At 68.9% G+C, this 22,265-nt stretch carries 20 protein-coding genes; 16 read left to right on the forward strand and 4 right to left on the reverse strand.

Annotation, left to right across the window (positions count from 1 at the left end):
* The first annotated feature begins 108 nt into the window (after window positions 1-108).
* The 6 genes from IPK85_26030 (at window position 109) to IPK85_26055 (ending at window position 6,204) form a co-directional block, all read left to right on the forward strand.
* The gene (locus IPK85_26030; protein MBK8250825.1) at window positions 109-438 is read left to right on the forward strand and encodes a PadR family transcriptional regulator; all 330 of its coding nucleotides are present in this window, start codon (window positions 109-111) and stop codon (window positions 436-438) included.
* A gap of 9 nt (window positions 439-447) precedes the next feature.
* Window positions 448-3,102: an ABC transporter permease gene (locus tag IPK85_26035; GenBank protein ID MBK8250826.1), complete on the forward strand. Its 2,655-nt coding sequence runs from the start codon at window positions 448-450 to the stop codon at window positions 3,100-3,102.
* A gap of 44 nt (window positions 3,103-3,146) precedes the next feature.
* Window positions 3,147-3,749, forward strand: a complete 603-nt coding sequence (locus IPK85_26040) for a helix-turn-helix transcriptional regulator (protein ID MBK8250827.1) — start codon at window positions 3,147-3,149, stop codon at window positions 3,747-3,749.
* Entirely contained in the window at window positions 3,746-4,558 is an 813-nt protein-coding gene (locus IPK85_26045) for an SRPBCC domain-containing protein (protein ID MBK8250828.1), read from the forward strand. Before IPK85_26040 ends, IPK85_26045 begins: the two co-directional genes overlap by 4 nt.
* Window positions 4,559-5,053: 495 nt before the next feature.
* Window positions 5,054-5,422 carry a VOC family protein gene (locus IPK85_26050; protein ID MBK8250829.1) on the forward strand — a complete coding sequence of 123 codons (369 nt, stop codon included), beginning with the start codon at window positions 5,054-5,056 and terminating at the stop codon, window positions 5,420-5,422.
* Entirely contained in the window at window positions 5,419-6,204 is a 786-nt protein-coding gene (locus IPK85_26055; protein MBK8250830.1) for a class I SAM-dependent methyltransferase, read from the forward strand. Before IPK85_26050 ends, IPK85_26055 begins: the two co-directional genes overlap by 4 nt.
* A 96-nt stretch (window positions 6,205-6,300) precedes the next feature.
* Here IPK85_26055 and IPK85_26060 read toward each other — a convergent pair whose 3' ends face one another.
* Complete coding sequence (locus IPK85_26060) at window positions 6,301-7,377, reverse strand: hypothetical protein (GenBank protein ID MBK8250831.1); 1,077 nt, start codon at window positions 7,375-7,377, stop codon at window positions 6,301-6,303.
* Between the two features lie 280 nt (window positions 7,378-7,657).
* Here IPK85_26060 and IPK85_26065 point away from each other — a divergent pair, with 280 nt between their 5' ends.
* Window positions 7,658-8,464, forward strand: coding sequence for a DUF1080 domain-containing protein (locus IPK85_26065; protein MBK8250832.1), 807 nt, complete (start codon window positions 7,658-7,660; stop codon window positions 8,462-8,464).
* A complete protein-coding gene (locus tag IPK85_26070; GenBank protein MBK8250833.1) occupies window positions 8,464-9,003 on the forward strand; it encodes a DinB family protein in 540 nt (179 codons plus the stop codon). Before IPK85_26065 ends, IPK85_26070 begins: the two co-directional genes overlap by 1 nt.
* On the opposite strand, the gene IPK85_26075 is transcribed toward IPK85_26070, so the two are convergent.
* Window positions 9,000-9,872, reverse strand: coding sequence for a helix-turn-helix transcriptional regulator (locus IPK85_26075; protein ID MBK8250834.1), 873 nt, complete (start codon window positions 9,870-9,872; stop codon window positions 9,000-9,002). The genes IPK85_26070 and IPK85_26075 overlap by 4 nt on opposite strands.
* A 38-nt stretch (window positions 9,873-9,910) precedes the next feature.
* On the opposite strand from IPK85_26075, the gene IPK85_26080 reads away from it, so the two are divergent.
* The gene (locus IPK85_26080; GenBank protein ID MBK8250835.1) at window positions 9,911-10,387 is read left to right on the forward strand and encodes a nuclear transport factor 2 family protein; all 477 of its coding nucleotides are present in this window, start codon (window positions 9,911-9,913) and stop codon (window positions 10,385-10,387) included.
* Here the strand turns inward: IPK85_26080 and bla are convergent.
* Window positions 10,384-11,289: a subclass B3 metallo-beta-lactamase gene (gene bla / locus IPK85_26085; GenBank protein MBK8250836.1), complete on the reverse strand. Its 906-nt coding sequence runs from the start codon at window positions 11,287-11,289 to the stop codon at window positions 10,384-10,386. The genes IPK85_26080 and bla overlap by 4 nt on opposite strands.
* Before the next feature lie 151 nt (window positions 11,290-11,440).
* Between bla and pxpB the strand changes: the two genes are divergently transcribed.
* The 7 genes from pxpB to IPK85_26120 are packed head-to-tail and all read left to right on the forward strand — an operon-like array spanning window position 11,441 to window position 18,060.
* Window positions 11,441-12,079 carry a 5-oxoprolinase subunit PxpB gene (gene pxpB, locus IPK85_26090; protein ID MBK8250837.1) on the forward strand — a complete coding sequence of 213 codons (639 nt, stop codon included), beginning with the start codon at window positions 11,441-11,443 and terminating at the stop codon, window positions 12,077-12,079.
* Window position 12,080: 1 nt separating this feature from the next.
* Window positions 12,081-13,073 carry a biotin-dependent carboxyltransferase family protein gene (locus IPK85_26095; protein MBK8250838.1) on the forward strand — a complete coding sequence of 331 codons (993 nt, stop codon included), beginning with the start codon at window positions 12,081-12,083 and terminating at the stop codon, window positions 13,071-13,073.
* Window positions 13,074-13,081: 8 nt separating this feature from the next.
* A complete protein-coding gene (locus tag IPK85_26100) occupies window positions 13,082-13,876 on the forward strand; it encodes a LamB/YcsF family protein (protein ID MBK8250839.1) in 795 nt (264 codons plus the stop codon).
* On the forward strand, window positions 13,869-15,992 hold the full coding sequence (locus IPK85_26105; protein ID MBK8250840.1) for a response regulator: 2,124 nt from the start codon (window positions 13,869-13,871) through the stop codon (window positions 15,990-15,992). Before IPK85_26100 ends, IPK85_26105 begins: the two co-directional genes overlap by 8 nt.
* A 21-nt stretch (window positions 15,993-16,013) precedes the next feature.
* Complete coding sequence (locus tag IPK85_26110; protein ID MBK8250841.1) at window positions 16,014-16,718, forward strand: sigma-70 family RNA polymerase sigma factor; 705 nt, start codon at window positions 16,014-16,016, stop codon at window positions 16,716-16,718.
* Window positions 16,715-17,650 carry a serine/threonine protein kinase gene (locus IPK85_26115; protein MBK8250842.1) on the forward strand — a complete coding sequence of 312 codons (936 nt, stop codon included), beginning with the start codon at window positions 16,715-16,717 and terminating at the stop codon, window positions 17,648-17,650. The genes IPK85_26110 and IPK85_26115 overlap by 4 nt, the downstream gene beginning before the upstream one ends.
* Window positions 17,651-17,703: 53 nt before the next feature.
* On the forward strand, window positions 17,704-18,060 hold the full coding sequence (locus IPK85_26120) for a hypothetical protein (GenBank protein ID MBK8250843.1): 357 nt from the start codon (window positions 17,704-17,706) through the stop codon (window positions 18,058-18,060).
* Window positions 18,061-18,071: 11 nt separating this feature from the next.
* Here the strand turns inward: IPK85_26120 and IPK85_26125 are convergent, their stop codons facing one another.
* Entirely contained in the window at window positions 18,072-22,265 is a 4,194-nt protein-coding gene (locus tag IPK85_26125) for a hypothetical protein (GenBank protein ID MBK8250844.1), read from the reverse strand.

Raw genomic sequence — 22,265 nt, forward strand, 5'->3', positions numbered from 1 at the left:
AGGCGTCTCGCCACGGTGGCCCGGGCGATGGCGCGCCGCGCCCTCCCTCTTGCTGTCGAAACCCGACACCAGCAACTTCCGTTGTGTAGAAACCCGACACAACACACCATGCCGCCACACGAAGCCGATGTCCTGCGGGGCACCCTCGACCTCCTGATCCTCAAGGTCCTCCTGCGCGAACCGATGCACGGCTGGGGGGTGAGCCAACGCATCCAGGAGCGCTCGCGCGGCGTGCTGGACGTCAACCAGGGGTCGCTGTATCCCGCGCTCCAACGCCTGGAGCAACGCGGGCTGGTGCGCAGCGAGTGGCAACAGACCGAGGAGAACCGGCGGGCGAAGTACTACGCGCTGACGCCTGCCGGGCGGAGAGCGGTGACGGCGGAGACCAATAGCTGGCGGCGCTATGTCCAGGCCGTCGAGTTCATCCTGGAGGGTTGAGCGATGCCGATGAGCTGGCGCGGACAGTGGTTGCGGCTGCGGGCGTTGATCGCGCCCCGAGTCGCGGAGCGAGACCTGGATGAGGAGATGACGTTCCACCTGGAACAGGAAACGGCGCGCTGGCGTCGCGAGGGGTTGGGGGCGGTCGAGGCCCGGCAGCGGGCGCTGGCGTCTTTCGGTGGGATGGAGGTGACAAAGGAGGCGCTGCGCGATGGACGCGGAGGCCGTCCGCTGCACGACGCAGGCCGCGACCTGCGGTATGCGTTCCGCCTGTTTCGTCGGCAGCCGCTGCTCGCTGGGACGGTGCTGCTCGTGCTCAGCCTGGGGATCGGGGCCTCGGTTGCGGTCTTCACGGCGGTGAACGCTGTGCTCCTTCGGCCGTTGCCGTTTCCCGAGCCGGAGCGCCTCATCTCGCTGTGGGAGAGCAATCCACTCAAGGGGTGGGTGCAGGAGACGGCGGCGCCGGCCAACATGCTCGACTGGGAAGCCCAAGTACCGGCCCTGGATGGTGTGGCGGCGTGGGTGCCCTTTGACGACGAGGTGTCCGTGGTCACCGGCGACCGCGCCACGTCCCTTTCCGTCACTGGCGTCACGGGTGGCTTCTTCTCGGTGCTTGGCGTGGCACCGATCCTCGGGCGTGGCTTCGAGCCCCGGGAGACCTGGTCCACGCCGACACGGGTCACGGTGCTGAGTCATGCCACGTGGCGCGACCACTTCGGGAGCGACCCCAACATTGTGGGTCGGACGATCCGCGCCGATGGACACGATGTGGAGGTGATCGGCGTCATGGGACCGGACTTTGCCTTTCCGTCGGCGTCGACCGAGCTCTGGGTGCCAACGCGGTGGGAGGCGGCGAGCCGTGACCAGGACTGGTTTCGTCGCGCGCACTTCGTGCGGCCTTTTGCCCGGCTCCGTGCGGGGGCCACGGTGGCGCAGGTCAATGCGCAGCTCGATGGGGTGATGCGCCAGCTGGAGGCGCGACACCCGGTGATCAATGAGCAGATGCGCGCCGGGGCGGGGCCCCTGCAGGAGTTCCTGGTTGGCGCGTCACGGACGCCCCTGCTGGTCCTGCTCGGCGCCACCGTGCTGCTCCTGGTCATTGCGTGCGCGAACGTCGGGACGTTGCTCCTGGTGCGGGCGACGACGAGGGAACGCGAAGTGGTCATGCGCCGGGCGTTAGGCGCGAGCCGCGGGCGGATTGCGCGTCAGGCGTTCATGGAGAGCGGCGTGCTGGCCCTGGCGGGTGGGGCCGTGGGGATGTGGCTGGGGGCCATGGGCCTTCGGCTGATCGCGACGTACCAGCCGCCGGGGCTGCTCCCGGTGACCGACCTCTCGATTGACGCCCGCGTGGTCCTCGTGGTGGCGGTGGCGTGCCTCGTCTGCGCGGTGGTGTTCGGCGCCGTGCCGGCCCTCTGGTCCGCCCAGCGTCCGGCGGCGGACGCCCTGCGGGAGGCGACGCGCTCCACGAGTGCGTCACAGCGCGCGCGCCGGTGGGTGACGACCCTGGTGATGGCGGAGGTCGCGTTAGGCGTGATGCTGACCGTTGGCGCCGGGGTCTTCGTGCGGAGTTATCGGTCCCTCCTGCGTGTCGATCCGGGGTTCGATCCACGCGGGGTCTCGGTGGTCTCGCTCACGCTCCCCGGGGCGAGGTACGAGACCGGGGAGCAGATCAATGGGTTTTACGACGCGCTGCTGGAGCGGGTGCGCGCCTTGCCCGGTGTGGAAGGCGCGGCCTTGACGACGGTCCTCCCCCTGACCGGCGGCGGATACACGTCGGACTTCGTGATCCAGGGGATGGGCGAGGCCGGGACCGGGCGTGAGGTCCGGCACCGGCAGGTGTCGGCGGACTACTTCCATGTCATGAAGGTTCCCCTTCTCACGGGGCGCGTGTTTGAGCCGGGTGACGTGCGCACGGCGGAGCCCGTGGTCCTGATCAACAGGGCCATGGCCGAGCGGTACTTCAAGGGACGCGACCCGATCGGGGCGTTCATCACGCAGGACCTGGTGCCAGACAGCGCGTCCACCTGGCGACGGGTGGTCGGCGTGGTCGGGGACGAACGGGGACGCGATGTCACCGCGGAGCCGGGACTCGACATGATCGAGCCGATCGCCCAGGACCGTTCCAACGGCTTTCACCTGATGGTCCGCTCGGCGAACCCCGCCTCGGTGGTATTGCCGGCGATCCAGCGCACGATCGCCAGCCTGGATCCGACCATCGCGCCAAGTGCCATGCGCACGATGGAGGATATCCGGGGGCTTTCGGTGTCACGCAACCGGTTCCTCGCCCTCATGATCACGCTGTTCGCTGCGGTGGGCGGGGTGCTGGCGGTCGTTGGGGTCTATGGCGTTGTGGCACATGCGACCCAGCGCCGACTGCCGGAGATGGGAATTCGCCTGGCGCTCGGCGCGCCCGTGGCTGGGCTGCGCTGGCTCGTCGTGCGCCAGGGGCTCGCCTTGGCGGCCGGAGGGGTGGCGCTGGGGGTTGCTGGGGTGGTCGCCATGCGCGGTGCCATCGTGGGTTTCGTCCACGGTGTGTCACCACTGGATCCGTTTACGGTGGGCTGGGTGACCATGGCTGTGCTTGGGACAGCGGTCCTGGCGGCATGGCTGCCGGCCCGGCGCATGAACCGAAGTGACGTCCTGAGCCAGAGCCTGCGGGGGTGACACGGAGCCTTGACAATAATAATTGTCAAGGCTAACATCCTCGCATGCACGACATCCAGGTCATTGACGATCCGGCGGTGGCGACCGTGGCCCTGGAGCCGACGCGTAGCCGCCTGCTCGCTGAACTGGCTTCGCCAGCCTCGGCGGCCACCCTCGCGGCCCGCGTGGGGCTTGCCCGGCAAAAGGTCAACTACCACCTGCATGCGCTCGAGACCCACGGGCTGGTCCAGCTCGCGGAGGAGCGGAAGTGGGGTGGGTTGACCGAGCGCCTCCTCGTGGCGACCGCCGCGTCGTATGTGGTCTCGCCGGGGGCGCTCGGCCCGGTTGCTGTTGACCCGCAGCGCCAGGTGGACCGTCTGTCCGCGAGTTACCTCATCGCCCTGGGGGCCCGGCTGACGCGCGAGGTCGGAAGCCTCGTACGCCGCGCCCGCGATGCGGGCAAGCGCCTCGCGACGCTGGCCGTCGACGTCGAGGTGCGCTTTCGATCGGCGGCCGAGCGGGCCGCGTTCACTACAGAGCTGTCCGAAGCCATCGCGACACTCGTGGCGAAATACCACGATGCGTCCGCTCCCGGCGGTCGCGCCTTTCGCCTGGTTGTTGTCGCGCATCCACTCCCGCAGCACCCCACCTCCGAGGGATCCTCATGAGTGTCAACAAAGGAAGCGACGGACGCCGTTCCGTCGAGGTCGAGATCGAGGTTCCGGGCACCCCGGAGGACGTGTGGCAGGCGATCGCCTCTGGGCCAGGGCTCTCCGCGTGGTTCGTGCCGGCCGTCTTCGAAGAGGAGCAGGGTCGGCCGGTCGCGGTTACCCTGGATTTTGGCCCGGGGATGGCGTCTCGCTCGGTTGTCACCAACTGGGATCCACCACGAGTCTTCGCGCGAGAGGGTTCGGGCTGGGTTGCCGGATCGCCACCGCTCGCGACGGAGTTCATCGTCGAGGCGAGGGCGGGTGGGGTGTGCCGCGTGCGCATCGTCCAGAGCCTGTTCGCAAGCACCGACGATTGGGACGGGCAACTGACTGGTGCCGAAGAGGGGTGGCCGAGCATCCTCCGCATCCTGCGGATCTATCTCGCCCATTTTCGCGGGCAACGCTCGGCGATCACGAGGGTCATGGCGGCGGTGCCTGGGACGGGCGCGGAGGCATGGGCGGCGCTGACTGGTGCACTTGGCCTGACGGGGGTTGTGAGTGGGCAACGATGGTCGGTTCCGGCTGGCGTTCCCGCGCTTGGCGGTGTTGTGGAGCGCATCGACGACCATCCCAAGGGCGCGCTGCTCCGACTGGACGCGCCGGGTGCCGGCATTGCTGCTGTAGGCACGATCGAGTTCGGTGACACCGTGATGGCGACGCTCACCCTCTTCCTGTACGGCGATGAGGCGGAGGCCACGGCCGCCCGTGTTACGCCGGTCTGGCAAGCGTGGATGCAGGAGCGCTTCCCAATGCCGACGTCAGGATAGCCGCCGCGTCCGACAGGGAACGGCTGCGACTCGGGCCCTCGCTCCGCGTTGGCGACACACGGCTCGTCCCCGAGAGCACGAAGTGGTCCCAGCGCAGCAGGTGGCACCGTGGAGCGAGATGCCGACGTGGATTCCGGCAAGCGATCCGAGTTGGTCACTGCGCGCACAGATATCGCCCGCGCTCTCGCGCCGGGCTCACGTTTCGCTCGCTGGCGACGACCACCCTCGATGGAAGGGCGTGGTTCAACGGGCTGTCGGAGGCGGGCAGGACCCAGATGTCGCCTAGCGCGCGGCTTCCGGACGCCAAGAAGGCCGTGCTCGCTGCCTGGCGGGCTCAGCCGAAGTAGGGCGGCGCTGACCGACAGGCCAGGACGGCCGCCGTTCCCGATCGCTGCGCGAGCGCCCGGCTCCCTCCTGTTGGTCCGGGGCAGGGCCAGTTAACGTTGCCTGCAATCGAGGGCACCAGTTCCGGCCAGCCCCGCACCCACGGTCGACATGCAACTCGGCGCCTTCTCCGTCAGCCTTGCCGTGAAGGATATCGCGGCCTCCCGGGCGTTCTACGAAGCCCTCGGCTTCACCCAGATGGGCGGCAACCAGGCCCAGGGGTGGTTGATCCTCAAGAACGGGTCAACGCTCATCGGCCTGTTCCAGGGGATGTTCGAGAAGAACACCCTGACCTTCACCCCGGGTTGGGACAGCAATGCGCAGTTGGTCCCGGGTTTCACGGACGTGCGTGAGCTGCAGCGCCAGTTGAAGGAGAAGGGGCTGGCGTTCACGCTGGAAGCGAAGGACGGTACGGGTCCGGCTCACTTCGTCGTGGTGGATCCCGACGGCAATCCGGTGTTGGTCGACCAGCACGTGTGACGGCATCCATCGACGCGACGATCCGGCCGATCTCGCACCAGAGCACCAACGACGCGACCTTTCGCCTCGTCGAGCCATTGCTTGTGGCGGGGGTGCGCGTCCTCGATCTCGGCGCTGGCAAGGGTTACTTCTCGCAGTGGGTGGGCGAACATGTGCGCCAGGCGATGCACGTGGAGCCCGCGACGATCGTGGCGGCGTGCGACGTGACGCCAGAGATCTTCAGGTATGGCGCCATCACATGCAACCGCATCGGGGCGGACGGGCGCCTCCCATACGCCGATGCGTCGTTCGATGTCGTGTGCAGCCTCGAGGTCGTCGAGCATGTCGAGGACCAGTACGCGTTCTGCCGGGAGATACTGCGCGTGCTTAGGCCCGGCGGGCGTGCCATCGTCAGCACGCCCAACGTGCTCAACATGAATTCCCGGTGGCGTATCTTCGGGACCGGATTCGCCACCCTGTTTGACCCGCTCTCGCTGAGCGAGGTGGACGTGGTCCACACCTCCGGGCACATCCATCCGGTCAGCTACTACTACCTCGCCTTTGCCCTGCTCCGCGCGGGCGCGTCAGAAGTGAGCCCGAGGTACGATCGCACCAAGCGCTCCGCCGTGGCGCTGTGGCTGCTGTCCTGGCCGCTCATGGCCTGGCATCGCTGGCGATTCCGGCAACGTTTGGCCCGACGACAGCCCCAGGTCGCCATGGAGAACGCGGCCCTGCTTGACGCGTGCGAATCGCGCGCGATGTGCTGCGCGCGGAGCATCATCGTGGTCGCGCGAGCCGCGTAGCGCTTCGCAGCATCCGGCACGGGGCGGGTACGTCATCCTGGCATTGCGGCGCCCGACGTACGCGCGAAGGAGCACGCTCCCGCCGCGCTGCGACGATCAGTCGGATCCCTTGAGTCCCTTGAGCTGCGCGTCCACGGCAGTCGGCAGGAAGAGATTGTCCGCAATCGACGCGATCTCCTCGGCGTCGTGCCAAGCTTGTTCCAGGCTGGCGAGTTCACCCTCGAGGGCCCGGCGCTCCGATTCCTCATGCAGGGCCATCTCCAGCGCGAGGCGCTGGGCGACGGGCAGCGAGAAGAGCCCATACTTGTGGAACTCGCTTTCCTGCCGTCGTCTGGCGCCTTTCGTCACGCCATCCGTGGTCATCGCTTTCATCAGGTGGCGCGAGCGGCCGCCCAGCATTGAAAGGTACTTCGCGGGGTGCCCGTAGCTTTCGATCTCGCGCACGGCCGCCGAGACGTCCTTACGCTTTCCGCCGAACCGATTGACCTGCGGGAGGATGAGCGCCGCTACCCGTTCCGCGTCGGGACCACGGAACACCTCCTCCCCGCCCTTGAATCGGAGACGGAGCCCGAGTGACCCATCGGCCTCGGTCTGCATCTCGGTTTCGGCAAGGTGTCGTCGGCGAACCTCGACCAAGCCGTTCTGCGCCGTGCGAAGCCGCGCCACGATGGCCTGCGGACTTCCAAAAACGGCCCGCCGGCCCAGCTGCGCGAGTACGCCGGTGAATCCCGCCATGCCCACGCCGGCGGCCGTTCCCCCCGCAAAGACGGCGGCGGCCGCGGCGACGCCCGCGCCACTCCAGAGTAGTGCACGCGTCCGGCGGCGTCCGAATTGGTCGCCGTAACGCCAGGCGGCGAACTCCGGGCGCTGCGGTTCTCCGATGCGCACCAAGGTCGTGCCGTCGCGCAGTTGGGCAAGTCCGATGTTGTCGGTCGACACGCGTCGCCGGGTGTCGCTGTACAACCGCTCGGCCTGCTCAATCGCCTCCCACCGTTCTTCCAGCGGTGTGAGGTTCCACCGCTCGCAGCTGCGACACACCACCCACAGCCGCCCCCGTGATGGATCAAACGCAAGGCGCTGCCCGACCGGGAACGCCTCCAGCGATTCGTTGGAGCCGAGCGGTTTGTTACAGAAGATGCAGGTGGAGTACATGCGGGAGGAGCGTCGACGCACCTCCTACGGACGTCGCCGCGCCCAAGGTTCAGCCGACGCGCCGCCGGGAGTCCAGGCCGTTCGGCCTTCACCCTCGCCGGCCACGCCCGGCTGGGACGTCGGCGCCACCACATGCGTGCCCCGGGTGTCAGGAAGACGTCGGCGGTTGGCCCGCCTGCCGAGCGGAAGTGCTCCCTGAGGGGGCGCAGGAGCGGTCAGGAAGGCGGAAATTTGATGCCGGGGGTCCGAGGCGGCGATATCACAGCGTTGCCGGCGTGGTGAGATCGGGTGAGACTTCCGCATGATCCATTTCCGTTGCTTCGGTCGTGCGCTGCCTCGTTTCCTGGCGGCCCTCGTCTCCCTCGCCGCGCCGGCGGCCGCCCAGCAGTCCGTCGTTGGGTATGACGACACGCCACTCCAGCCCGATGGCAAGTGGCGCGTGCACGACAGTCGTCGCCCGCGCCCGCTGGTGGTTACTCCGGGCCCCGGGGTCTTTCCCGCGCCGCCAGGCGACGCTGTGGTGCTCCTTGGCCCGCGCTCGACGACGGCGTCGTGGCGCATGGCGAGCGATTCGGCGATGACCTGGAACATCACCAACGGCGTCCTCTCCCCAGGGCGTGGGTTGATTCGGAGCAGCGACGAGTTTGGGGACGTGCAGGTGCACGTGGAATTCCAGACGCCGACGCCAGCGAAAGGTGAGGGGCAAGGGCGTGGTAACAGCGGGGTCTTTCTCGCGTGTACCTTCGAGATCCAGGTGCTGGACAGCCATGAGAACCAGACGTATGCGGACGGCCAGGCCGCCGCGATGTACGGACAGTTTCCCCCGCTGGTTAACGCATCGCGACCGCCGGGAGAATGGCAATCGTATGACATGGCCTTCACCGCACCGCGATTCGAGGGCGAACGACTCGTGGCGCCAGCGGTGATCACGGTGTACCACAACGGCGTCCTGGTGCACCACGCGCGCCAGTTCTGGGGACCGACTGCCCATCGCCGTATCGATCCGTATGCCCCGAAACACGCACGTGGCCCGCTCTGCCTCCAGGATCATGGCAACCCGGTGCGCTTTCGCAATATTTGGGTTCGCCCCCTCGTTACGCAGCCGTGATGCCTGTGGTGAGTCACGCCCCGTTCGGGCTGGCGTCGGGGTGTGCCGTGCTGGCGCGTACCCCTGCGGTGCTGGATGTGTGGCTGCGTGACCTGCCTGACGAGTGGCTCTCCGCCACCGAAGGAGGCGAGACCTGGAGCGCGCGCGACGTCCTGGGCCACCTGATTCACGGGGAGCGCACCGACTGGATCCCGCGGGCGCGCCTGATCCTCGCCCAGGAGGGCGACCGGCGGTTTGTGCCGTTCGACCGCACGGCGCAGTTGCGCACCACGCCTCCACCGCTCGACGAGCAACTCGCCACCTTCGCCGCGCTGCGGCGCTCCAGCCTCGAGGAGCTGCGGTCGTGGTCGCTCGACGCGTCGCAGCTCGACCTGGAGGGGGTGCACCCCGAGTTTGGTGCCGTGACCCTGAGACAGTTGCTCGCGACGTGGGTGGCCCATGACCTGGGGCACCTGGCCCAGGTGGCGCGGGTCATGGCGAAGCGGTATCGCCAGGCCGTGGGGCCCTGGCGCGCCTACCTGTCTGTGATGGATCGTTAGGCTCGCGGCGCGCGAACGGAACGCCTGGCGCCGCGTGATGTCTGACGGATCCGGGACGGAGGGCATCCGTACTCGGCGCGAAAGGCGTCGGTAAAGTGCGAGTGCGACGCGAAGCCCAGGTCGAGGGCCAGGGTCGCCAGGTGTTCGGGGCTGTCCGCCTCGGCGACGCGTTCGAGCGCTTCCCGCAGGCGAAGAGTGAGGACGTGACGATAGAGCGACGTGCCCACCGTCCGCCGGACGAGTCGCGACAAGTGGAACGGAGACACCGCGGCCGCCTGCGCCACCTGGGCGATGGTGAGGGGGCGCCGGAACTCGGCGGCCATGAAGTCGAGCGCCCGGTCCACCACGGGCTGTGTGCCACGGCGGGACGTGAGCGCGTGGCCTGCACTGATCCGCTGCAGGAACACGGTGCCCGCTTCCTCGATGGCGAGGGGATCGCCAGGGCTCCGCGCGGCGTCCAGCGCCCGCCGATGCAGGAAGTGTGTGGGTCCATCGATGGCCCGGCTGCGCGTCTCCCGCGCGTCCCCCCCGGGGATCGTGCCGCCGGCGTCCATCAGCGCGTCGCGCCCCGCGGCGGTGAGGCGGAACACCGTGCACTGGTCGCGCCCGCCGATCGGGTGCCGGACGCGGTACGGGGTCTCGCGCGGCCAGAAGGTGACGGCCGTGGGGTCACACCGTTGCGCCTGTCCCGCCACCTCGAGGTCCCACACGCCGCGCCGGGTGACCACGACGCGATCTTCACCGCACCACTCCTCGTGGCCGCGCGGGGTGTCATGTCCGTGGCACAGCCAATCATCGAGCGCGAAGAGGGTCCCGCGGTACAGGCCGGGCGGGATCGCGCAGGATTTCGGAAGCGGGGCAATCGGCATCGTCGCCAGAATATACTGTCGCCACCATCCGTACATCCATGCGTCCACTGCTCGCCCTCTTAACCCTCTGCGTCATCATGACCGTTCCGGCCGACGCCCAGTCCCTGGGGCCACAACCCGAGGCCACCACCCAGGCAGAGCTTCTCCACCTGCGTGACGCGGTCTGGCGCGCGTGGTTCAGCAACGATGGCGCCGCGTTCGAGCGCATCGTCCCCGACGAACTGCTCGCGATCGGTTGGGACGGCGGTCCCTGGAACGACCGGGCACGCACCATGGAACGCATGCGCGAGTTTGCGGCGACGGGCCAGGTGTTGCGAAGCCTCGCGTTTCCGGAAAACGCCTTCCAGCAGTACGGCGACGTCGTCCTCCTGTACTCCACCTTCAGGCTCGTTGTGGGCCAGAAGGCGGGGGAAGGGTCCACCACGACGACGGGTCGTGCGAGCGAGGTGTTTGTGCGGCGGCATGGTCGCTGGATCCACACCGCCTGGCACCTCGACGCAACACCAAACAACTAGGGGGTGCGTTCGGCCTCGAGGCGTCGCGCCAGTGCGGTGCGCGCGTTGGTGGCGTAGCCCCGACACGCCTCGCGATCGACGAGGGCGTCGGCGGCACCCGCGGCGCGCGCATCGACCCGCTGCCAGAAGCGCGACGCGTCCGGATGCGGGGTGACGAGGATGTCGCACGAGAGTGACTCAAGCCGCGCGTAACCCGCGCGGAACAGGGTAGCGGCCTCTGATCCGGAGAAACGGAAGCCATCGGACGAGATCGGGCTTTGCGAGTCGGCATACACGATCTCGCGACACGTCACGGAGTCGCATGCCGACCACGTCCATGTCGTACCGCCAGGTGTATGGCCGCCGGTATGGTGTGCCGTGATCGCGAGTCGTCCGACGCGGACCGTGTCGAGGTCACGAACTACTTCCACCCGGCGCACCGGCGTGATGCCGAGCGGCTCGCGGTGCTGTGGATCGTTCGGTTGGCTGCGACCGGTGCGGAGCACCGCGGCGGCCGGTGGCAGTGCCGCCACCCGCGCCTGGGTCGCGCGCTGGAGGAGGGACAGCCCGCCGGCGTGGTCGTAGTGCACATGGGAGTTGAGGAGGAACTTGATGTCCTCGAGGCGAAACCCGGCGGCGCGCACGCTGGCGGCAATCAGTGGTGCGGACTCCTCGAGACCCCCATCAATGAGGACATGGCCCTCGGCTGAGGTGATGAGGATGGCCGCCAGCCCCCGGGTGCCCACATACCAGGTGTTCCCGTGAATGCGCACCGGTGGTTGTGGCGTGTTCCAGGTCGCGCAGGAGGCGCACGGCGCGGTCGCACGGAGTGGCGATTGGGCGCCCGCGGCAGGGATGGCCACCGTGGCGAGAAGGAGGAGGGACGAAGCGCCGCGCAGGGCCGGGCGGAATGGAGTCGTCATTCCCGCAACGTAGCCGCGCACCCGGGAGAACTTCCACCGGGAACCGCGCCACCGCCGGGACATCAAACCTTGACGACGCGAGCCGCGGTGTCACCTTCCGTTGACGGTCTCACTGTGCGTCTCCTTTCCCCGGCCCCGTGGAAGCTTCCGCCTGCGATTGCTCTCGGAACGGGTGCTCCTGGTCGAGGTGGGGGACCCGGGAGCCATGGACGCGATCACGCGTGCGCGCGTGCGAGCCGTTGTCGAGCTGCTGCGTCGTCGACCGGTGCCAGGCATCATCGACATCGTCCCGGCCTATAACACGATAGCATTGCATGCCGCAGGCCCGCTCGGTGACGACGTCGTCGGCGAGGTCCGGTGTCGGTTGGCCGATCTGGTGGGCGTCACGCCACCCCCGGGTCGACTGGTCGACGTCCCGGTGCGGTACGGCGGCGCTGACGGTCCGGACCTGGAGGAGCTTGCCGCCCATGCGGGGCTGTCCGCATCGGAGGTGATCACCCTCCACGCGGGGGCGGTCTACGAGGTCGCCATGGTCGGGTTCAGTCCCGGCTTTCCGTACTTGGCCGGTTTGCCGGAACGCCTGGCCATGCCGCGACGGACGTCGCCACGCACCCAGGTGCCGGCGGGATCGGTGGCGATCGGTGGACGCCAGACGGGGATCTATCCCCTCGCGTCTCCCGGCGGGTGGCGTCTGATCGGTCGGACGAGTGTGTCGCTGTTCTCGCCGACGCAGGATCCACCGACCTTGCTCGTGCTAGGTGACCGGGTGCGCTTCGTTCCGGAAGGATGACGTGACACTGCGCGTGGAGCGAGCCGGCCTCTTGACCACCGTCCAGGATCTGGGGCGATGGGGATACCAGCACCACGGCGTGTCACCCGGCGGCGCCATGGACCCGACGGCATTACGTGTCGCCAACCTGCTGGTGGGTAACCCGGAGGGTGCGGCGGGACTCGAAGTGACCCTCACCGGGCCGACTCTCGTCGCGGAGGCGCCCGCCCTGATCGCCGTGACGGGTGGAGATCTCGGCGCGCAGGTGAACGGTGTCGGAGTCCCCGGGTGGCGGGCGGTGCTGCTCGCGCCTGGCGATGCGCTCTCCTTCGCCGGCGGGCATTCCGGGGCCAGGGCCTACATTGCGATAGCTGGCGGAGTTGCGGTGAGTGGCGTGATGGGGAGTCGGGCGACGGATCTCACGGCCGGCATGGGCGGCCATGCCGGTCGGGCCCTGCAGCGCGGCGATGTGATTCCGGTGGGGGTCGAAACGGCAGGGGCGACACGGACCAGGGCTCGATTGGTAGGTGCCGGTCGTCGCGTGGCGTGGTGGGGCGCGTCGCCGCACGTCGCCAGGGCGACCTTGCGCGACCCGCTCATCCGAATCGTGCGCGGGCCGGAGCATGACTGGTTCCCCCTGGAGGCCTGTCGCGCCTTGCGGGACACCCGCTGGCGCGTGACGGATCGATCGAACCGGATGGGGATTCGGCTCGACGGCGGGGCGGTTCGGCTTGCGGAACCGCGGGAACTGGTGTCGTCGCCCGTCACGGCGGGCACGATCCAGGTGCCACCGGGCGGGGAACCGATCATCCTCATGGCCGATCGCCAGACGGTTGGAGGTTACCCACGAATCGCGCAGGTGGCGGAGGTTGACCTGTCGCTGCTCGCGCAGTTGGCCCCCGGGGCGAGCCTCCAGCTGGTGGAGGTCACGCCGGCGGCGGCGGCGGCGCTCTTACTGGCCCGCGAGCGGACCATGCATGATCTTGTCACGGGGCTCGCCATCCACCACCTGTGAGGGGCGGCATGCGACACGTCGATCTGAACTGCGACATGGGGGAATCGTTCGGGGCGTGGCGCATGGGCGATGACGACGCCATCCTGCCCCACATCTCCTCGGCCAACATCGCGTGTGGCTTTCACGCGGGAGACCCGACGGTCATGCGGCGCACGGTGGAGGCGGCGGCCGCGCACGGGGTGGCGATCGGGGCGCATCCCGGGTTGCCGGACCTGGCGGGCTTCGGGCGTCGCGTCATGGAGGTCACGCCCGAGGAAGCCTACGACCTCGTGGTGTATCAGATGGGCGCGCTCGCCGGCGTTGCGCGCGCCTGCGGGTCGCGGGTTGCCCACGTGAAGGTGCATGGCGCGCTGTACAACATGGCCGCGCGGCGTGCGCCACTTGCCGCGGCGATCGCCCGGGCGGTGCGTGATGTCGACCCCACGCTTTTCTTCTTTGGTCTTTCGGGGTCCGTCATGGTCGCGGAAGCGGAGCGGTGTGGCCTGGTCGCGGTCCACGAGGTCTTTGCCGACCGAGCGTATGAACCGGACGGCTCCCTGACCCCTCGGCACGTCCCCGGGGCGTTGGTCGCCGACGCCGGTGTGGCCGCTGCACGAGTGGTGCGGTTGGTGGAGTCCGGTGAGGTGGTGGCGCGCGATGGGAGTGTCATTCGCCTGCAGGCGAATACGGTGTGCGTCCATGGCGACGGCGCGGACGCCGTGGGCGTCGCGTCGGCGCTGGCGCACCAACTGCGCGGGGCGGGGATTGCCGTGCGCGCGCCGGCCAGGAGCGAACCTGCGACCCGGGCGGAGCGTAGTGCCTGACGACGGGCAGGGCGCCAGCGCCGGCGACGCCGGTCGCCGACCACCGGGCGACGCGCCGGTCGGCGTCCCTCGATCGGGCGTACCGACGCGTGAAATCGTCGCCAACCTCGGGCTCGCTGCGGTCTACGCCGGGGTCGGGATCCTGACCCTGCTGCTCGGCGAGACCGGTGGTGTTGAGCTGCGGCGGGTGATCTGGAGCTCGAGCGGTCTCGCGGCGATCGCGGGACTGGTCGCGCCGTTTCCGGTCTGGTGGGGCGCCGCGCTTGGCGGGGCGATCGCCACTGCCGTCACCGGCGGGGGGATCGTGATGGTGCTGGGGACCGGGGTCGCCAACGGCGTCGAGGTGTTCCTGCTGGTGCACCTCCTGCGGCGCGCCGGCTTCGACCGGCGGCTCGGGCGGGTGCGGGATGTGCTGCTGCTGATCGCGCTGGGGTCCGGCGTCGCCGCCGGGACGGCCGCCGCCATCAGCGTAGCCGCGTTAGGCATGGTGGGCGGCATTCCCCCGGACGGTGGGGTGCGGCTGTTCCTCATGTGGTGGTTGACGCACGCCATGGGGATCCTCGTGATCACGCCGGTCGGGCTCACCCTGGGACGACGGGACACCACGGCACCGGGGACGCCGTGGGAGGGGCTCCTGGTGCTGGTGTGCGTGGCCGCGACCGCCTTCGTTCCCTTTCGTGGGCGACCTGAGGACGACGCGATCACCCATCTGGTCTTCCTGCCGTTGCCGTTTCTCCAGTGGGCGGCCTTGCGACTCGGTGGGTTCGGAGCCGCCGTGTCGGGGTTCCTCGTGGCGGGGGTGGCGATGGCGGCCGCGGTCGTGAGCGCCGGACCTCTCGCGGTGCCGGTTCCCACGACGACCCTGGTCCTCACGTGGCTGTACGCCAATGTGGCCATTGTCCCCACGCTGATTACGGCCGCACTCGTTGGGAGCGGCCGACGCGCCGAAGCGGACCGTCGCGCCATGCAATCGCGGCTCATGCAGAGCGAGAAGATGGAAAGCTTGGGCTTGCTCGCCGGCGGGATTGCGCATGACTTCAACAACCTGCTCGCGGCCATGCGGGCCAGGGCGGAGCTGATCGACGAGGTTCCTGGCCTCACCGATGGGGTGCGCGAAGATGCCCTCGGGATCGTCCGTACGGCCGACGAGGCCGCAGCGTTATGTCGCCAGATGTTGACCTATGCCGGTCGCGGCCTCATGGCGCCGACCACGATCGATTTGTCGGAGTCCGCTCGGGAGATGCAGGAGCTGTTGCGAGCCACCACGCAACGTCGGGTGACGGTCGTGCTCGAGCTGGCCACCGAGCCGCTGTGGATTTCCGCCGATCCCAGCCAGGTGCGACAGGTGGTGCTGAACCTCGTCGTGAATGCATCCGAAGCGGTTGACGCGGCGCGCCGGCACGGTCGCGTCTTCCTGCGAACGCGGCGGGCCGAACTCGACGCGGAGTGGCTCGCACGGTCGCGGACGGGGGCCGTGGGCCAACCGGGAACGTACGCCGTGCTCGAAGTGGTCGATGACGGCATCGGGATGGACGAGGCCACGATGCAGCAGGTGTTCGACCCCTTTTATTCATCGAAGGGCACGGGCCGTGGACTCGGGCTCTCGACGGTCGTCGGGGTGGTACGCGGACACCGCGGGGCACTCGTCGTCTCCAGTCACTCGGGGCGCGGGACGACCTTTGCTGCGGCCTTCCCCTTGGCAGACGCCCCCGGGCCTGCCCCGTCGCATGTGCCTCGTGCACCCGGTGGCCTTGGGGGGCGTACGGTGCTCGTCGTGGACGACGACGATGGGGTGCGGGCACCGGTCGTTCGGCTGTTGCGCAAGCGGGGCGCGGTCGTGCTCGAGGCAGGCGACGGCGCCACGGCGTTAGCCATGATGGAACGGAAGCCGACGCACGGCATCGACCTGGTCCTTCTGGACATGACCATGCCGGGGAAGAGTGGTGCGGACACCCTGCGCGAATTGCGCGGGAGCGGCGATGACACCCCGGTGATCCTGGCGAGTGGGTTCTCGTCGGAAGCGATGCCCGCCGACCTGTCCATCCAGGGGTTCATGCAGAAGCCGTTTGATGCCGCTCGGTTGATTGCCGCGATCCAGGCCGCCTTCGACCAGTAGTTCGGAGGTACATTGGCGCCCATGGGTCATACGGGATTCCCCGAGACACGTCCTTCGCTCGTGCGCGAGGTGCTGGCCCCCGACGATGCGGCGCGCGCCCGCGGGCGCGAGGCCTTGGCCGCCGCGTACTGGCGACCCATTCACGCCTACCTCTGCTACCGGTGGCAGGTAGACGCCGAAGCGGCCCGCGACCTGACCCAGGAGTTCTTCGCCCAGGCCTTCGCGCGTGACCTGTTTGCACAATACGACCCATCGCGGGCGCGCTTGCGCACCTGGGTCCGCTTGTGCGTTGACTCTCACGTGCGGAATGCGTTCAAGGCCGACGGGCGTCTCAAGCGCGGGGGGGACGTCGTGCTGGTGCCGGTGGACACGCCAGGGCTGGCACTCCCATCGACGGACGGGGACGTTGAGGCCTGGTTCGAGCGGGAGTGGTTGCGCGGACTCTTCGAGGAGGCCCTGTCCGCGCTCGCAGCTGAATGTGAGCGCCTGGGCAAGGTCGTGCCACTCGCCGTGTTCCGCGCGGCCGATGTCGACAGTGGCCCTGAGCGACCGGGATATGCCGAGCTGGCGACGCGCTTCGGCATCCCCGTGACCCAGGTGACCAACCACCTGCACTGGTGCCGCCGCCGATTGCGTGGTCATGTGCTCGATCGCCTCCGGGCCCAATGTCGAACGGAAGAGGAGTTCCTTGCCGAGGCGCAGGCCGTATTTGGGGTACGACCGTGAGCTCGTTGAGTGATGCGGCGCTGGATCATCTCCGTGAGGTGGCCATGCCCGGAACACCGGTCGTGCCGGAGCGGTATACCCTGCTCGGAGAGCTCGGGCGTGGCGGGATGGGCATTGTCTACCACGTGCGGGACCGGGTGCTCGCACGCGAGGCGGCCCTCAAGGTGATGCGCGACGCCGTGCCGGAACGCGCACTGCTCCGGCTCCAGCGCGAAGCCGCGGTGCTCGCCATGCTCGAGCATCCGGGGATCGTCCCGGTCCATGACCTCGGGGTGCTGTCCGACGGGCGTCCCTACTACGTCATGAAGCTGGTGCGCGGCGAGACGTTGGCGGCGTGTCTCGCGAACGGCATGGCACACGGCGACGCCTTGCGTGCGTTCATCCGGGTGTGCGATACCGTGGCGTTTGCGCATGCGCGCGGCGTGGTCCACCGCGACCTCACGCCGCGCAACATCATGTTGGGGACCTTTGGTGACGTGCTGGTCCTCGACTGGGGTGTGGCCAAGGTGACGGGGCGGGGCGACGCCGATGATGACTGGACGGCGGAGGGTGAGGGGACGGGCGACGGTGCGGTGCTTGGCACGCCGGGGTTCATGGCGCCGGAGCAGCACGGGGCCGCGCGCGATGCCGATGGTCGGTCTGACGTGTATGCCCTGGGCCGCATCCTGGCGACGATGGTCACGCAGGTCCCGCCTCCACTGCAATCGATCATCACCCGGGCAACGGCGATGGAACCGGCCGGGCGCTACGCGGACGTGACGGCGCTCGGTCGAGACGTGGGTGCCTACCTCGACCGGGAGCCGGTTGCCGCGCACCGTGAGCGGTGGTGGGAACGCGTCGGTCGGTTCGCCGACCGCCATCGGCTGGCGCTAAGCCTGGTCGGCGTATACCTCGTGGTGCGCGCGCTGATCCTCCTGTGGTTTCGGCGCTAAAGGACTGCGGTGGTGCCGTTGTATCAGGGGACGAACCTCACGGAGCGTATCTCATGAAGAAGCCGGTTTATGGCATGGCATTGGGCGCGGTTCTCGGCGCCCTCGATGGCCTCAGTTCACTCGTCTCGGCGCCAGAGAGCGCGCCGGGGATTCTCGGGATCGTGGTTGGCTCGACGTTCAAGGGGGTGCTCGCCGGCGTGCTCATCGGCTGGTTCGCGACTCGGGTGAAGTCCCTTACGATGGGGATGGTGTTCGGGCTCGGGGTGGGCGCCGCCCTGGCGTGGGTGATCGTCTACCTGCAGTCGCTGGAGCCCAACAGCCCGGGCTACTTCTGGGAGATCATGCTCCCGGGATCCCTGGTCGGGTTGTTGGTGGGGTATGCGACCCAGCGCGAACGCCGGGCCGCATAACCTGCCAGCGCCTAACGCGGAGGGGAGCCGGGCGTCGCAGGCGGGACGACCGGCTTGCGCCGGAAGACGCTGCGGCTGACGAACCCATCGTATTCGGCGGACTCGCGCCGGACGTCATTGATACCGCCGGCCAGGTACCGGAGGAGGGCGGTGCTGTGGGCCAGTCCTGCACCAGCCACCGTCTGCAGCCACGCGCCGCGCGCCGTTTCATCGGGTGCCTCGGTGGTGATGTTGATGTAGTTCACCCGCGGGTTGTTGACCCCTACGCCGGTGGCCTCCCGTGCGCCACGCAGGGCGAGCGACACGAGCACCCCGTTGTGGAAGTACTCCCGGAAGTTCTCCACGTCCTGCTGGCCGTACTTCCGGTACCTGGCGTACTGGCGTCGGTTGATGGCCTCCATGTCGGGAAGTCGAGTGATCGACGCCGCGAGCGAGTCGAGCACAGCAAACTGGGCCGTCTTCAGTTCGGGGTATCGGGGGTCGTCGACCCAGGAGTATCCCGGGATGAACCACCCGCGCGGGGCCCACCACGAGCGCTGTGCGCCCTGACGGCTGCGCACCCAGGCGCTGTATCCCGCGAAGTACTGAACCCACTCGTGGGTGGGGTATCCGTGCATGTTGACGAAGACATCGGGCAACCAGGTGTCCATCAGTCGTGGACGCACGCGCGATTCGGGGTAGAGACCATCGGGATTGTTGGCCCCGGCCGTAGCGTCCACGCCTAATGCACCGAGGTATCCGGCATGGAGCATGAAGTCCGGGTTGGTGCGCTGCATCTCGACCGCCAAACGCGCCCCGTCCGGGTTGGTGATGGGGTGCAGGACCACATTGACCTTGTCCAGCATGCGTCGATACGTGGAGTCCGTCGCCAGCAGTTCGCCAAAGCGCAGGATGTGGCTTGTGCTCGAGACCTCGTTGGCGTGCTGCCGGCCCGAGATCACCAGGGTGGGCTTAAGCGCGTTCAGCTTGGCTTGCGAGCGATACCGCACGTCGTAGGCGGGGTGGAAATCGGCGGCATAGACCTGCTGGCCGAGGAACGAGCTGCCCACGTGGTAAACCGAGACGTTCGGGAAGGTCGCCAGCTTGGCCATGACGCTGTCGCTCTCCGCCGGCGGGATCGGCGAATCCCACTGCACGAGTCGTTGGCCGCGCCATGCAAAGGTCCGGTCGCGAAGGACCGGGGTGGCCGTGGAGGCCGGGCGCCGGCTTCTGGGGATGGTGGCGAATAGCTGGTGGCGCACCAGTGTGTCGCGCGGGATGACGCGCAGCAGGATTTCTCCCACGCGGTCATAGCTCAACTCCTGCTCGAGGATCCCGGCGGCATGCAGGTCGGTGAGGGCACCGGACATCGCCGTGAGCAGCGGGGCGGGCGTGAAGGTCCGGTCGAGCCCCGCCTCCGAGCTGCGCGCCTTGAGTTCGTCGAACCGGTCCATGGTGTCGAGCGCGGCGACCTCAAACAGAAGGCGCGCGACCTCACTGGCTCCACTCGTCACCGCGAGGCCGCGGAGTTTCGGGGGATCGAGCGGCAGCGGATCCAGCTGGTAGCGCTGGCGCACGAGGGATCCGCCGCGCTCCTTCCAGCTCAACACCAGCTCGGGGACGCCGCGTTCCTTGCCGGTCACGGTGATGCGGGCACGACCCGGTTTGCCGGCACCGTTGGGCTGGATGTACGGCAGGATGCGTCCGGGATAGGCCATGTCACCCACGCCGTATCGGTTGCCGAGCAAGGTGAAGAGGGTCAGGGTCTCGAAGTAGATGTCTTCGTGGAGGGCCTCCAGCGACGAGATGACTTCCTCATCGATGCCGATCCGGTAGTTCGGCTCGCTCATGGACAGGTCCACGCGCAACTCGTCGAAGTACGGCGCGTTGCCGGGGGAGGGCCGTCCCGCCTGGATATCCATGGCGTAGTCGACGAGCCGCTTGTACGTGACCTGCTGGAAGTGGTCCCAGAACGCTTCCGGGTCCGTCCGGATGCGCTGGTTCACGAGCGCGGTGCCGTTGGCCTCGATCGTGAGCCATCCGGTGGTCACGCGGACGCTCTCGTAGTCCGGGAAGAGGTCGAAGAAGGGGCGCACCACGTAGGTAGGGTCGAACGCCTGCTCCAGGATCACTCGGCCGCTGGCATCGAGGGCGCGCACCCGGTAGATCGGGGCCCGCTGAGAAGACGGGATGAACGTGATGGCGCTGTCGGAAATGCCGAGGTCGCGCGCCAGGACGGCATCCACCGGATACAGCTCCTGCAGCCACCGCGTGTCCGACTCCATTTCCTGCCAGCGGACCTCTTTCGAGTCCTTGAGCGAGTGATACGTCAGCTCGATGCGCGCCACCCCCTTGCCGCGCAGCTGGGGGAGGATGCGGTCGGTCAACCACGAGTAACCCTGCTTGTAGGCGCTCAATACCGACACGTCGATGGCCCCCGCCGGCACGCCGCGTTCCCGTAGGGCGGCGGCGATCTCGTTCGTCAGCTGTGCGCGGATCTCGGGTGGCTCGCTGACGCGCAGCTCAATACGCCCGCGCGATCCGGTGCCGAGCCGCGGCAGCGCCGCACGAAAGAGCCGGCGGAACTCGTCCACCTCCCACGGGATCTCCACGTCCTCGCGCAGCACCTCCTTGCCCACGCCAAAGCCGGACTGGAAGGTCGTCGCGCCGCCACGGGCCGCCGGGAAGGCCTGCCGCAGTTCGCGCGCGAGAAAGCCATCGAGGCCAGCCGGTCGCTCCTGCGAGACGACCTCGACCGCGAGGGAGTCCAGCGACTTCCCCCGGAGCCGCCCGATCCACTGCCGCAGCTTGGCCACCGCGAGTGCGACCTGCCCGCCGGTGCCACGCCCCTGCACAAACCGACGCACATCGCGCTCGATCGTGGCCAGCTCGAATTGGCCCTTGCCGTGCTCCCACAAGTAGGGAAGCCGCTGGGCCACGTGGGCGGTGATCGCCTCCACGCCGGCCGCGTCCGTGCCGCTCAGGACGAGGCCGTGCCGCCGGTTGATGCCGCCGCGGACAAACTCGAAGAAGCCGGTGCCCGGGCGGTCGAGGCCGCGGGTGACGTGCAGGAGCGAGTCGCGCGCCAGCCGGGAGACGTGAAAGTGATCCGGGCCGACCAGCACGGGAAAGCCGAGGTCGGGGAGGTCGTCGTGCTGCCGATCGACATCGGCCAGCGGCAGCCGCATGCCGGCCGTCTCCAGGCCGAGGCGCGCCGCCAGGTCGACGAGTGCCGTGGGGGCCGTGGCGTTCCCCACCGAGAGGGCGATATCGGCACGATCGGGGACGAGGTCCTGGTTGGTATCGCGGTAGAGCCCACGGATGGTGAAGAGGTCCGACAGGGTGAAGTCGGGGGCGTCGCGGAATGTCGCCGCCGGACTCGGCGCGGTCGCCCAGGGGCGCGGCGGAAGCACGTGCACCAGGACGCGGGCGCCGGGCGATTCCAGCCACAGGTCCACGCGGTGGAGGTCCGGGATGGCAAGGTCCGCCGGCCTCACGCGCGGGCGCGTGCTGTCCGTCGCCGCCCCCGCGCGCGACCTTGTGGTGTCGCGGAGGAGCGAGTCCAGCCGGGTCAGCACTGCACGCGCCCGGGACACCGCGGCTGCATCACCAAGTTGGACCTTCAGCATGGCCCGGGCGACCCCGGGGCGACGGTCCTGCACCACCAACCGGGTGAGCTGGATCGTTCCCGCGACGCCTTCCTGCTCGAGGTAACGCGTGTAGCGTTGGACGACGTCGCTCCAGGTCGCACCGCGCATCGACCAGACCGAGGGATAGCGGCCGGCGATGTAGCCGCTGATGGCGAGCAACCCGGTCGCGTCCGCGCCGCTCATGGTGGCCCCACCCTGTGCCGACGCCGACGTGGGGAGCAGGACGGAGAAGGCGCCTTGCGCGGGGCCGAGGTCGGCGGCGTCTGGTCCGCCGGGCGCTTCCACCCGGATCACGGGGGCCGACGCGGCAGGCTGTGTCGCCACGAGCCCGAGGTTGAGTCCGGTCGTTTCGTAGCCGAGTCGGGCAGCCAGGTTCGCGGCAGCCGCCACAGACGCGCTGGGCGGACGGGGCGGGAGCACCAGCCGCGCGGGAACGTCGTCCGCATGTCCATCGCCGTTGCGGTCGAGGACCAGCGATCCCTTGGCAAAGAGGTCGCGCAAGTCCGTCACCCCCTGCGCTGGGAGTCGTGGCGCGAGGGTCAACAGGACTGCAAGGGCGAGCAGGGATCGACGCAT

Source organism: Gemmatimonadota bacterium (genome assembly GCA_016712265.1).
Taxonomy (GTDB): Bacteria; Gemmatimonadota; Gemmatimonadetes; order Gemmatimonadales; family Gemmatimonadaceae; genus RBC101.